Genomic DNA, 12,598 nt, shown 5'->3' with positions numbered 1-12,598 from the left:
GGGAGCGTCAAGTTGGCTTGACACTGGTCGATTCTCCGCGAGCCACTAAACTGTCTGCAACGATTGATGGGCGGTTCACACCTGGCGAAAGAATTCGGGCACGGCATGACGGCAACCAAAGTGGCTCTGATCACAGGCAGCGGCAAGCAACGCGTCGGCTGGCACGTCGCCGAGGCACTCGGCGCGCGAGGTTACGCGCTGGCCATTCACTATCGCACCTCGCAGCAAGAGACCGAAGAAACCATCGCGGAGTTTCGCTCGCGAGGCTGGACCGCGAAGGCCTTTCAAGCTGACCTGGCCGACGAAGCGGCCGTGAAGCAACTGATCGCCGGTGTGCTCGCGCAGTTTGGGAGGCTCGACGCACTCGTACACACCGCGGCCATTTGGCAACCGAAGAAACTGGAAGACGTGACCGCTGCCGACGTGCGACATTATCTGGAAGTGAACACGCTGGCGACTTTTCTTTGTTGCCAACAGGCGGGTCTGGCGATGGTCAAGCAGCCCGAAGGGGGCTCGATTGTCACGTTCGGCGATTGGGCGACGATTCGCCCCTATCTCAACTACGCGGCCTATTTTCCTTCGAAGGGAGCGATCCCGGCACTGACGCGCACGTTCGCCGTAGAACTGGCCCAGCGCAATCCGCGCGTGCGAGTCAATTGCATTGAACCCGGGCCCGTGATGTTGCCCGCTGATCTTCCCGAGGCCGAACGGGCCGCGGCGATTGCCGGCACCCTCGTCAAACGCGAAGGAACGCCGCAGCATGTGGCTCAAGCGGTCGTTCATTTCCTGGAGAACGATTTTCTCACCGGAGTCTGCTTGCCCGTCGATGGCGGCCGATCGGTGTACGCATCAAGTGCCGATTAATTTCTACTCGCTGATCACCCACAGGCGAGCTAGTTCCGCAGGCTTGAACTTTTCGGTATCAGCCGAGGTCGTTAGTTCGACCAGGCACTGGCGGCCCAGCATCTTGGTCGATTTCACCTGTGCGACGATCGATTCGGCGGTTGGCTTGCGATCGACACCAGCCGGAGCCACACGCACATTCTTGCCGGCCTTCAGTTGCTTCACTTGCACTTCCCCCTCGTGAAAGAGAGTGAGCGTGAGTTTGCCTTCGCCGGCCCCGTCGATATATCCCGGAGCGCCTTGCTCCGCGATGCGCTCGGCGTGCACGGTCTTTTGTTCCGCTTGAAACTTCAGCAGGCTCGCTTCATCGCAAAAGACTTCCCAGGCGACGCGCGTCTTTCCCTTACCAATGCCGTGGGTCTTGGCTCGCAGCTTATCGCCCAGTTGCAGAGAGGCGAACATTGCCGGCTCGCCGTTCTTCCAGTAGCGAGTCTCTTTGTCGGTGTTGATGACAATGCCCGCTTCGCGAATGTACGTCTTGTCGGCATTTCCCTGCGTGACGGTGATCGTTCCCTTGGCCGGATCAAGACTATCGACGTGATAGAACTCCTTGTGGCCGTTGAGCATGTTCATTTCGTCTTGAATGTACGTTAGCCAACCCCATTCCCCTTTTTCATTTTCGTGCAGGCGAAAAATGGCGCGCTCGCCGACGCGAAAATCTTGCAGATCGCCGTGCGTGGCATGGTGCAGCAACTCGGCGTACGGCATCACCGTGAACGAAACGACTTCGTCGGTGTTCTCGCGGCGGAACTTGCCCGTGCGTGTCGCTGGATCAATGCTGATGAGTTCTCCCCAGGGCCGCTGCATGCGATCGAACGGAATGATGACCTTCCCGGGCGTGATCTTAAGCACAGGCTTAGCGGGCTGATCTTTCTTCTCGGCTTCTTTCGCGGGCTCTTTGGTTGCCGGAGCTTGGGCGAGCAACGAACCAGTGCAGAACGTGAGGAGCAGAGCAAGGTATTTCATGAGAGATTTCTTAGTTGTAGAGTCGTTCTTCGCGCGGCAGGTCATCGACCTTCCACGCGCTGGGCCAGATGCGAATGACACGTTGCGGGCGAAAGCCTTCGAGCAGCAAGCCCGGTTTGAATTTGACGCGGTAGCCACTTTGCCCAGCCAGTTTCGGTTCGCTCTTATCGATGGCGACGAGCGGACCCGATTTGCGATCGTTGATCTGGTCCCAGGTGCGCAGGTTCTCTTCGGCGACAGCGGCCGTCACGGTGTCGTTGGGCACAAAGGCATCGAGCAGCTTGGGATCGAAGCCGGCGAACAGGTGAACCGTGACGATGCTGTTCGGGTTGTCGACTTCCTCGATCCAGCCCGCGAGGCCGTGCTCGCGTTGGAACTGGCGATGAACCATCAGTTGTTGCAGGCTGGCTAACTCGCGGCTCCCTGCATCGAGCCAGATCTCTTGGCAGCGGCCTGGCCCCTTGAGGGTGCAAACGGTCAGGTTCGTCAGCAGCGATTGACCACGAACCAGATCTTTGGTCATGGCAAAGCCGGGCCCTTTCAGCAGACGTGTGCTGGGGCCAATCTGAAACAGCGTCGCTTTGGCGTCTGGCTTACCGGCCGTCGTTCCTAGCAGTTGCAGCGTGCCCAGGTCGCGATCGTAAGCCTCCACCTTCCACTCTCGCTGCAGCCGTGTGCAATAGCTGAAATCGTCTTCCAGTTGCAAGCAGCGATTGAACGGAGCTTCCAAACTTATGCGAGGCTGATTCGCTGGCGGCTTGGCTTTTGGATCGCGCGGCTTTGGCTCTTCCAAATAGAAATAGCCGTGCAAATGCGTGCCCAGCGGAATGTCTTTCAGTTCGGCGGGAGCGCCGTGATAGCGGAGCGAACCGAAGGGGAGCATCGTGAAGGCATGCGGCAGATCCCAGTCGCCGCGACGCTGGGCATCGGTGCGGTCGGGACGCAAGACGCCCGTGCGATTTACATGATCGACCGCGATGAGCTCGCCCGCGATGTAGTGAGCCGAACCGAGCGGCGGAAACTCGCCCGGCTTTAGTTGAAACCAAGGCAGTTTTTCGTCGCCGCCATCCGTACGAAACGCGGGCGCGTTTTGTGCGCTCGCTGGCGAAACCACCACGCAGCACAGAATCAGCAGAGAGAGAAGTACGAAACGCATGCGGCGGAAGTCTTGTGAGAAAATAAAGCGAACACCGTAGGATGGAGCCGTGCTCCGTCCGCAGCGATTAAAAACGGGAAGAGACGAAGCACGGCTTCATCCTACCTTCCAGCGAACTAAATCAATTCCGAAACGGGGCCCAAGCTGTCGGCGAACTGTTCGACGTTGACGTCCATCTTGTTCATCATCGTCAGCAGCAAATTCGTCAGCCGGGCATTTGCTTCGACCGGCTTGTGACAGATCGAGTAGTGCCCCGAAGCATTCGCCACGTCGTACTGCTTGATCTTTGGCAAGTTATAATCGAGGTGCTGGCCGTGCTTCAGGCCAAGGGACTTGCCGCCGGCGAGGATCGTTGGAAGGTTCGCATTGCCGTGACTGTGGCCGTAGCTCATACCACTGCCGAACAGGACCATTGTCCGGTCGAGCAACGATTCTTCGCCGTCTTGAATGGCCTGCAGCGAATCGAGGAAGTACGAAAACTGCTGGGCGATGAAGGCATCGCTGCGGCTGAGGCGAGCCATCTGTTCGGGGTCGCCATTGTGGTGCGACAGTTCGTGCCGCGTTTGTGGAATGCCAATCTCAGGAATGGCCAGGCCGTTGCTTTCGCTGCCGCTCATGTAGGTGACGACGCGGGTCATGTCGGTGCGCAGGGCGAGCGTGATCAGGTCGTACATGGTGCGGTAATAATCGCCCGCTTCGCTCTTCGAAACATTGCGTGTGAGGTTCGCAGCAATCGGGCCTTCAATCTTCGGCTTGGGTACCTTCAGCCAGGCATCGAGCCGCTCGGTGCGCACTTCAACTTCGCGCACCGAAGTCAGATACTCGTCGAGCTTGGTGCGGTCTTCGCTACCGACATTGCGTTTGAGCGTCTTGGCATCGTCCAGCACCGCATCGAGCACGCTGGCACGGCGATTGAGCCGGCGACGTTGCACATCGACACCGCCCGCTTCGACACCAAACAGGCGATTGAACACCGTCTTGGGATTGTCTTCGGCCGGCAACGGCACGCCGTCGCGCGACCAGCCGAGCGTGGTGGGGCCGCGCGAGATCGACAGTTCGAGCGAACCGAAGCGAGTTTGCGGGGCGGTCACTTCGGCCATCAGTTGATCGGCCGAGATCGAATTGCGAAACGCGCCTCCCTCTTGGCTGACCTTGGCGGCGGTGAGCCAGATCTTGCCGCACTCGTGTGCCTGACCAAGACCGTTGGGATGATAAAGCCCACTGATGGGCGTGATATTGGCGCGATGTTTTTCCAGCGATTGCAGGGGCTCGCTCAACTCGTAATCTTTGCCCGCATTCTTGATCTGCCAGGTCAGCACATTCACGCCGTTGGGAATGTAAATGAACACACTCCGCTTCGGCTTGGCCGCGGGCGTTTCGGCCGCAAAGATCGGTCGCATGCAATTCAGCAGCGGCAACGCCACGGTCGCGCCCACGCCACGCAGCAGATGCCGACGGCTGATCAACCAGTTTTGCGACAGGACATAACTCATGATGCGGAACCCTTCCTGGGACGGATGGCTGGGAGAGCGTTAGCGTTTCTGAAACAGGTCGGACAATACCAGATTCTCGATCACTGTCTGTAACTTGTAATCGGCTGTTTTGCTTTGCTTGGCTACTGCGGCCAGCGATTCGCGATCAGCAATTGTCATTACCCGGCGCGTGCCATAGATGGCCAACTTTTCGACAAAAGCCGCGTTGAAGGTCTCCAGGTCAGCAGCCAGCAACTGCTTGAACTCTTCCGCATTCGCAAACTTACGGCCATCGGGCAATTCGCCGCTGGCATCTACCTTTGGATTATCTCCGTTGCCATCGCTGACGACTTCGTGAGTTCGCCAACGACCGATGGCGTCGTAATTGTCGAACGCAAAACCCAGCGGATCAATCCGGCGATGACACGACGCGCAGCTCGCGTCGCTCTTATGCGCATCGAGCTTGATCCGCAGCGTGGCCTTCGGTTGCATCGAGGGCGTTGGTTCAATCGGCTTCACATTAGCGGGCGGTGGTGGTGGTGACTTGCCGACGATCGATTCCAGCACCCATTTGCCGCGATGCACCGGACGATGCCGCGTACCATCACTGGTGAGACTCAAAATGGCCGCTTGGGTCAGCAAGCCACCGCGGTGAATATCGGGAGTGAGTGAGACCCGCTGAAAGCGATCTTCGGCTGGCGTTGGCAGTTCGTAGTGAATCGCCAAGCGCGGATTGATCATCGTCCAATCGGACGTGAGAAACTCTCGCAAGCTCAGGTTCTTGGTCAGCACTTCCTGAAAGTAGGCAGTCGTCTCGCGGACCATGCTTTGTTCGAGATGCGAGTCGTAATCGGGATAGATTTTCTTGTCGGGCGGGAACATGCCGACCATGTGCAGTTGCAGCCAGTCGCGCGGGAACTGCTCGGCAAAGCGAGCAGCCTTGGGATCGGCCAGCAGGCGACGAACTTGCTTGCGCAGTTCTTGGGGCTCGTGCAACTTGCCACTCTTGGCCGTGGCGAACAACTCGTCATCGGGCATGGTGCTCCACAAGAAGTACGAGAGCCGCGACGCAAGTTCCCAATCGTTTAGTTTTAACTCGTTGCTGGCCGCCGAACCTTCCACCAGGTAGATAAAATTCTTCGAGCACAAAATCGCGAGCATGGCTGTCTTCATCGCTGGCAAGAACTTTTCGCCGCTGGCCATTTCGCTCTCCACCAGTTTCACGTAACGCTCGACCTCGCCCGCTGATACCGGATGCCGAAAGGCTCGCTCGGCGAACTTGGCGAGGGACGCGCGCACCTGTTCTCGATCGCCGCTATCGGCCGGCAAGTACTCCCGCTGAGCATAGGTGGGACCATCGTCCACGAGCGGGCCCGACCACTCGATCCAGTCGATGATCAGGAATGGCCACAGCGGCTCGCCGGCTTCGTCCGTCAACTTCATTTGCCACGGACGCCGACCGTCCTTAATGCTGAAGAAGGGAATCCGCGGATCGGCGCGGCCCGAACGGGGCAAGGTTGATGGACCGGGCGCATCGTTCGTCACTCGCAGGTTCAGATTGCCCGCTGGCAGGTGCGTCGTGAACTCGACGACGATCGGCTTGTCTTCCGGCGCGATCACATCGGTTTCAAACAGCATCCGGTCCAGATCGGTCGCATACACCGTCAGGTGCGGAGCCCGGCCGTTCTGCGCCTTGAGTCCGCTCAGTTGAATGCGAACCTTGTAATCTCCGGCTGCGGGGAGAGCTTGTCCTGGTCCCGGGCGACCACCCACCAGATCATGGCCGGGCCAAAGATCGACGCGAACCTTCTCGGCGAGTCCCTGCGCTGTCAGTTCTTCGCGGTTCGGCCCACCGCGCAGATCGATCGCGTCTTTCCTCTTCAAGAACTTGACTGGCGGCTTCTCGGGAAAGGCTTCGGTCAGAATTGCCTCTGCCGCGCCAAAGTACTTTTCGACATGCGACGGCGATAGCGACAAAACGGAACCGATGCGGGCAAAGCCGTGCCACGCTTCGTCTTCGGCCAAGCCGCTGGGGTCGGTGGGATCGAAACCGACGCCGAGCAAGTCGCGCACGGTGTTGGCATACTCTTGGCGAGTCAGCTTGTTAAAGGTGACTCGCTCCCGCTTGGCCAGGCGCGTGGTTTCTCCTTCTTTCAACTTGGCTGCCAACCATTCGACGATCTTGGTGGCTTCTTCGGTCTTGGGCCGTGGTTCATCCTCGGGCGGCATCTGGGCCGAGCTGATTCGCTCGAGCACTTCAGCCCATTTCATGCCCGAAGGACCGTTGGCCACATCGCGGGCCAGCGTATCGAGCCGGAATTCGCCTTCGTGAACCTTCTCGGAGTGGCAACGGTCGCAGTGCTGCTTCAAAAAAGGCTGCACCACCCGTTCGAACTCCGCCTCTGCAGGCGAAGCTGCCCAGGCAGGCGCGACCATCGCGAACGCCAACCAAAAGGCGGCGAACCATCGACAGAACTGGGGCTGAAAACTGGTTGACATGGAGAGGCAAACAGTAAGGCGAAAGAGAGGAAATAAAGTAGCACTAGGCCGCGATTTTGGTCGCGTGTTTTAGTGCCACGGTGGGCTTTGTAGTCTATCACCCGCCTTGTGCTGTCGCAAATTTGCGATCCTGCAGTTACTCATCTTTTGTCCGAATCAGAAAGTCGAACAACTCGCCGTGATGTTTGCCATCGAGCGTGATATCGAACGGAATGATCTGTAGCCCAGCGGGCACTTTGTCTCTCGCCACGGTCAGCCTCACCGGAAAGCTCTGACGACTCTCCGGCTCGATCGTCCCTTCCAGCACCTTCGGCTCTGCGGTGATGCCGGCGGGAAGTTTCAGTTCAACGCGATGCCGCTGGGGCGTACCGCGGAAGTTGCGCACGGTGACAGTGACCTGCTGCGTATCGCTTTGGCTGAGATCGACGCGGTACGGATACGCTGAGACCCAGTAGGGATCGTACAGGTACTCGTAGTTCTTCTCCGGCAGCAACTCGCGAAACTGCTGCTCCATTTGCAGCGACCAGTCGTGATAGCGAGCGAGAAACTCAGCCGGCTCGGGCATGCAGTACGAATGGCTCCCCATGACGATATCGGGCTTGAGCTTCTTCAGGTAACGACTTCCCTGAGTGTAACCTTCGGCGAGGATCGAACTGTTGCGAGCCACGACAGCCTCGTGGCCATTTTGCTGTTCGTCGGCCGGACTGCCGAAGAGATTATCGCCGGTGAAGGCAATTCGCTTGCCATCGATATCGAGCCACAGGCAGCAGCCAAACTCGGTTTGCCCGGGCATCCAATCGACTTGAATCTTGTACCCTTCCCACTCGATCGTTTCGCCGTCGCGAAAGCTCTTGTCGATCTTCATCCCGTCAAAGCCATCCTTATAAGCTGAGACGAGTGCCGCATAGTCGTACTTGCGCGGGTGTTCACACTTGTCGACGATCCGGTCGAGCGTCCATGCCTGGGCTCCGTACCTTTTCTTCAGCGTGGGACCGAGCAGAAAGTGATCGCCGTGCATGTGCGAAATCCAGAACGCGTCGATTTGCTTCAGACCTAGGTGCTCGCGCATGCCGACGATGATTTCGTCCAGCATCGCTTCGGGGAACAGTCCCGCGTCGAGGATCAGCCCGCGGCCTTTGTCAGAAACAAGGATCGCAAAGTTCTTCCCCTGCGTCTTGTGGCTGAGCTTGTACAGGTGGGGCGTTACCTGGCTGATGAGTGGAACCGCAGTCGGCTTCGAGAGTGGGTCGCGCTGCTGCTCGGTCGATTCGAACACTGGGTAACCGCGAATGTAGTTCTTGCGAAACGCAATCAGCTTGTCCTTGTAGGCAGCCAGTTGCTGCTGCGGATCCTTCACCACCGGGCCATGCGCGGGGCTCATCAGATCGAGATCTTGCCCGCTGAGTGCCTTGACGGAATCGAGCAAAGTATCGATTCCCTTGGCAAAGCCATAGTCCCATTCGGTGTCGAACCAGGTGACGAACTTCGCCCCGTCGTGCATCACGTCGCCGCTGAAGCCAATCGATTTTCCGTCGCGGCGAATAAGGTACGTCATGCTCCCCGGCGAGTGCCCGGGCGTGTGTAAGCAGGTAATCTCGGTGCCACTCCAGGTGAACTTCTCGTTGTGATCGAACGTCTTATCGAGCGGGATCGCCTGCCGCGGTGGGCGAGCATAGCTGGCGCCATAGACTGTGTAAGTGTCGCCGAGGCTCGGATACCACTTGCGAAACTCAGCTGGCTTTTCGAACATTAGTTGCTCTGCCTTCGGTGCCGCGACTTTCGTGGCTTGGCGATCGACCAGGTCGATTCCCTGGCACTGTTCGCGATGATGATGCGTGAACAGAATCCACTCGACGCGTTTCACACCGATCTCGGCCAGATGTTTCAGCACGCTCCCATCGCCCAGGTCAAACAACAACGCTGAGTCGCCATCGCGCAGCACGTACACGTTGCAGGTATCGATCCAGACGAACAAATCGGGATGCAACTTGGCAGCGGGCTGTTGAAACGCCGGTTTCGCTGCTGGCTGGTCTTGTGCCGCGGCGATGTGGCAAGTCGCCAGGAACAGCATCGTCGCCACGAGGCGGGAGAGAGTGCCACGCATGATCAAATCCTCAGGCTGGGGCGGGTGAGTTGCTGCACATCATAGTGCCTCGTGAATGCTCTTCGCAGCGGTGTAATTCTCGGCCGCCGCCAGCGGATAAAACTTCGCGGCGCGAGCCAGTTGCCGCTCGACCATCCGGTCGAACGCAGCCAGCAGTTGATCGAAGCCGGTTGTCTCGGGCTCGAGTAGTCGCAGGGCCGCAACGGTTGCTTCGACAGTCGAGAGACACGTCGCCTGTGGTTCGAGGCGAATGCGAAATCGGCTGGGCTCCGCAGGCTGCAGTTGATAACGCGGCAACGCCTGCAGCGCCGGCAGATCTCGCAGCAGCGTCTTGGTGTGATGCCACGTCCCATCCAAGACTACCAGTTGCTGCGGCCGGTCAATGGCCTCCGCGGTCAGCATCTGGGCACCGGGCCCGGGATACAACAGGCCGGCGCCAGGTCGCAGCACCATTCGCTCCGCGAGCCGTTTCGTGCGATCGATCAGCAGCACCGAATTCTGCAAAGCCTGCCGCACGATTCGCGCAGTATTGAACGCATGAAACCGCTCCTGCCGATGCTGCAAAATCAGTACCTCGGTCCGGTTGGCTATCCGCGGAATTGTCTCGCAAAAGCAATCCACCGCCGGGCGAAAGCAATCGTAGCAACGATCGCGATGACCGCGCGCTAGTGCGTCGTCGAGTTGGGGAACGGATCTCAAGAGTTCGAGCATCGGCGGTCGTACTTTGCTTCAGGGCTAACTTCCGGCCGTTGCATCGAGATCAGCCATCGGTAACAGATAAGGTTTGATGTTCTCGAATGTCTTCGGGCCAATGCCTCGCACGCGGCGAAGATCGTTCCAATCGCGAAACGGCCCTTTCTCGGTTCGATCGTCGACAATTCGTTTGGCGAGCACTTCGCCCACACCCGGCAACAGGGCGAACTCGGGCCAATCGGCCGCGTTGATATCAATCTGGAACTGCGCGACCATCACCGGAGTGCGATCGTAGTCGACCAAGCGCGCCCGCACCTGCTGATGCTGCCACCAATGCCAGCCCAAATACCCGAGGGCCAGCACCAACACGACCGCTGCCGTTCCCTGATCCACCCCACGCAGCGACCACCGCGGCCAGTGGTTCGAAGGTGGTTGGGAGGACGACATCACAAGCAGGCTTCAAGGGCAGAGCAAGAGAAGCGGAGAAACTCTGGCTTGATGTTACCTGAAAACCTAGCCAACTTCGAACGCTCCGCAAGCTATTGCCGCAGAATCTTCTCCATCGCTTTGCCCTTGGCAAGCTCATCAATGAGCTTGTCCAGGTAGCGTAGATTTCTCATCAACGGATCTTCGATATCTTCGACACGAACACCGCACACGACACCTTTGATCAGCGCGCAATTGGGATGAATCGCCGGCGCTTGATTCAAAAAGGTTTCCAGGTCGTGCTCCTCTTCAATCTGCCGCCGCAACCCAGCCTGGTCGTAGCCAGTGAACCAGCAGATGATTTGATCCACTTCTTCCTGCGTGCGATTTTTGCGTTCCGCCTTCTGCACGTACAGCGGATAGAGCTTGGCAAAATTCATCGCGAACACTTTATGTTTCGCCATGGTGGTTCCTTCTGGTGATGTCGTCCGTCGCACCGCCGCGCAAGATTAGTCCCCAGTGCCGAACATCTTGTGGTAGTCTTTCCGCTTACGGGGGCTAAGAGAGTCGAGGAAGGCAGAGAAACTCGGTGCCAGCGGCCAATCTTCCGCCGTCTCGTGATCGAGGAAAACCACGGCGCCGGCCCGTTCACCGCTAAGCACGAGACTTAGGTAGTTGCTTGACCCGTCCGTCCCGATTGGGAGAAGCGGCGGATCGAGCTCCATCTCGTACAGGTTCTCAAGATCATTCTGCAAATCGTCCCAAGCACAGTGCAGCGGCCACGTATGCAGCTCGTCCATCTCTTCCACGTCCACCTCTCCGAGCGAAATATCTCGCAAGGGGAAAAAACACAGCACGAGATCCTCCTCGGGCTCTCGGTCGTCAGTCGTGAGCATGAACGCGTCGGGAACCGGGCGACCACCGTTGTGCGTCAGGAGGAACTCGCGGTAGGCCGACGGCAACTTGTGCCCAATGTGCTTCTCAAACGCCGCGATCTGTTTTGCGTCTGTGGGGCCGGCAGGTTGAGGATTAGCGATCTTTGCCACGGTGTGTCCTCTCGGGCGATAAAACTAAATACTCTTGAACAGTGTTGATAACCTAAATTGGAGCATGAGGGGCGTCAATTGACCAAAACTCAGCTCTGCGAATTAGTCGTTGCTGGGTGGTAATGGTCTTACTTGCAGCAAAGTGGCGTTGCCAAGCTAATCACTGTCCACTTCTTCGATTGAGGTAATCTGATGTGAATTCCAGGAGAGCGAATCAAACGGACACGGCTCATCCAGTCGGAGAAATACGTGGTCGCCGTTGAGGTCGAAATGGTGATTCCGGCCGACGACCCCAGCGAGCCATGCTATGAGTCGGAAACAATTCAGCTACTTAAAGCGGTGAAGGAGCACGCCAATCGCGGCGACAGCGCGTGGCTGATTCAGCATGGCAAGGTCTACGCCGCGTTGGAAGCTGCGTAAACTCGAACAGCGTTGCCTCTTCAGAGCTTGCGACCCCTTGTTATGGCTGCACATAGAAATAGAGAACGACGAGCAGGATTGCCACCCCGACAGATGCCGCGCCGAATACGATGGACGAGACCTCGAACAGGTAGAGATGGTTGAAATCGGCGATGATGGCCTTGCCCGGTTTCCCGAGAGGATAACGCACCGGCACCTTCTGGCCGAGTTGGTAAGCGGGTGGGTTGGAGCCGCAGGACCCGGTAATGGTCACAATGACCCCGCTGCGGGCGAACCGAACCCGGGGGCGGACGAACCCTTCATCGTCGGGCTCAGTGAATCCGGATACGACCCCTTCGCCGACCTCGGAAAAATGTGAGAGCAGGCGGCGATCTCGGAAGAAGCAGAACAGACCCATGCCCAGGCACAAAGCACCGAAGAGACCCAAGCCGAGAGCTAACAAAATCGCCATCGAATCTCCGTGAGCCAATCCTCCGCCCGGACTGGAGTTCACCGGCCGCTGCGCCGTTCTGACTTCATTTTATCAGAACAAGCAGAGCGGGGCCGGTTCAGCGCAGCGTGTGGTTAACCAACCGGGACGTAAAAACCCCAGACGTTTGCCGACAATTCGCCGCTGGCAAAGAGTATTTTCCTGCCGTTGCTCTCAACTTCGTAGACCCACATCCCGTGCTTTTGATTCGGGTAACTGGGATGCGGCAACTGGATCGGCTCATCCTGCACGCGACGCCATTCGTATTTCCACGGATCGACACCACCGATGGAGATCGGGTTGCCTTCTGCGACCACGCCGACGGACTTCCATTGGCTCATGATTGTTGCCGGATTAAGTAATGCCGATTACTGACTGTGGCGGCGCACACGCGACCGCAAGTGAAGGATACCGTCGCCTCGTCCGCTGTAGCGACGGTTAATC

General features: G+C 58.3%; 13 protein-coding genes. 2 read left to right on the top strand and 11 right to left on the bottom strand.

All coding sequences use genetic code 11. From position 1 onward, the window contains the following. Positions 1 to 66 precede the first annotated feature (66 nt). On the top strand, positions 67 to 864 hold the full coding sequence (locus tag NA78x_RS09930) for an SDR family NAD(P)-dependent oxidoreductase (protein ID WP_425618283.1): 798 nt from the start codon (positions 67 to 69) through the stop codon (positions 862 to 864). 3 nt (positions 865 to 867) lie between these two features. Here the strand turns inward: NA78x_RS09930 and NA78x_RS09925 are convergent, their stop codons facing one another. The 9 genes from NA78x_RS09925 to NA78x_RS09885 all read right to left on the bottom strand — a co-directional run bounded on the left by NA78x_RS09925 (position 868) and on the right by NA78x_RS09885 (position 11,265). Further along, positions 868 to 1,869, bottom strand: a complete 1,002-nt coding sequence (locus NA78x_RS09925) for a hypothetical protein (protein WP_425618282.1) — start codon at positions 1,867 to 1,869, stop codon at positions 868 to 870. A 10-nt stretch (positions 1,870 to 1,879) separates the two neighbouring features. Beyond that, entirely contained in the window at positions 1,880 to 3,025 is a 1,146-nt protein-coding gene (locus tag NA78x_RS09920) for a hypothetical protein (RefSeq protein WP_425618281.1), read from the bottom strand. 116 nt (positions 3,026 to 3,141) lie between these two features. Continuing rightward, entirely contained in the window at positions 3,142 to 4,518 is a 1,377-nt protein-coding gene (locus NA78x_RS09915) for a DUF1552 domain-containing protein (RefSeq protein WP_425618280.1), read from the bottom strand. Between the two features lie 39 nt (positions 4,519 to 4,557). Further along, complete coding sequence (locus tag NA78x_RS09910; RefSeq protein WP_425618279.1) at positions 4,558 to 6,933, bottom strand: DUF1592 domain-containing protein; 2,376 nt, start codon at positions 6,931 to 6,933, stop codon at positions 4,558 to 4,560. A gap of 199 nt (positions 6,934 to 7,132) precedes the next feature. Beyond that, complete coding sequence (locus tag NA78x_RS09905; RefSeq protein ID WP_425618278.1) at positions 7,133 to 9,100, bottom strand: MBL fold metallo-hydrolase; 1,968 nt, start codon at positions 9,098 to 9,100, stop codon at positions 7,133 to 7,135. Positions 9,101 to 9,139: 39 nt separating this feature from the next. Next, positions 9,140 to 9,811, bottom strand: coding sequence for a tRNA-uridine aminocarboxypropyltransferase (locus NA78x_RS09900; RefSeq protein WP_425618277.1), 672 nt, complete (start codon positions 9,809 to 9,811; stop codon positions 9,140 to 9,142). 24 nt (positions 9,812 to 9,835) lie between these two features. Next, a complete protein-coding gene (locus tag NA78x_RS09895) occupies positions 9,836 to 10,240 on the bottom strand; it encodes a ComEA family DNA-binding protein (RefSeq protein WP_425618276.1) in 405 nt (134 codons plus the stop codon). A gap of 92 nt (positions 10,241 to 10,332) precedes the next feature. Next, positions 10,333 to 10,683 (bottom strand): DUF2200 domain-containing protein, encoded by a 351-nt coding sequence (locus tag NA78x_RS09890; RefSeq protein WP_425618275.1) that lies wholly within the window; start codon positions 10,681 to 10,683, stop codon positions 10,333 to 10,335. 45 nt (positions 10,684 to 10,728) lie between these two features. Next, complete coding sequence (locus tag NA78x_RS09885; protein ID WP_425618274.1) at positions 10,729 to 11,265, bottom strand: SMI1/KNR4 family protein; 537 nt, start codon at positions 11,263 to 11,265, stop codon at positions 10,729 to 10,731. A gap of 249 nt (positions 11,266 to 11,514) precedes the next feature. On the opposite strand from NA78x_RS09885, the gene NA78x_RS09880 reads away from it, so the two are divergent. After that, on the top strand, positions 11,515 to 11,685 hold the full coding sequence (locus NA78x_RS09880) for a hypothetical protein (protein ID WP_425618273.1): 171 nt from the start codon (positions 11,515 to 11,517) through the stop codon (positions 11,683 to 11,685). 40 nt (positions 11,686 to 11,725) lie between these two features. Here the strand turns inward: NA78x_RS09880 and NA78x_RS09875 are convergent, their stop codons facing one another. After that, positions 11,726 to 12,136: a DUF3592 domain-containing protein gene (locus NA78x_RS09875; protein ID WP_425618272.1), complete on the bottom strand. Its 411-nt coding sequence runs from the start codon at positions 12,134 to 12,136 to the stop codon at positions 11,726 to 11,728. A 113-nt stretch (positions 12,137 to 12,249) separates the two neighbouring features. Continuing rightward, positions 12,250 to 12,495, bottom strand: a complete 246-nt coding sequence (locus tag NA78x_RS09870; RefSeq protein WP_425618271.1) for a hypothetical protein — start codon at positions 12,493 to 12,495, stop codon at positions 12,250 to 12,252. Between the last annotated feature and the right edge of the window lie 103 nt (positions 12,496 to 12,598).

Source organism: Anatilimnocola aquadivae, from assembly GCF_049819085.1.
Lineage (GTDB): Bacteria > Planctomycetota > Planctomycetia > Pirellulales > Pirellulaceae > Anatilimnocola.
The sequence above is the reverse complement of the archived record's forward strand: the minus strand, read 5'-3'. Positions and strand labels throughout refer to the sequence as shown.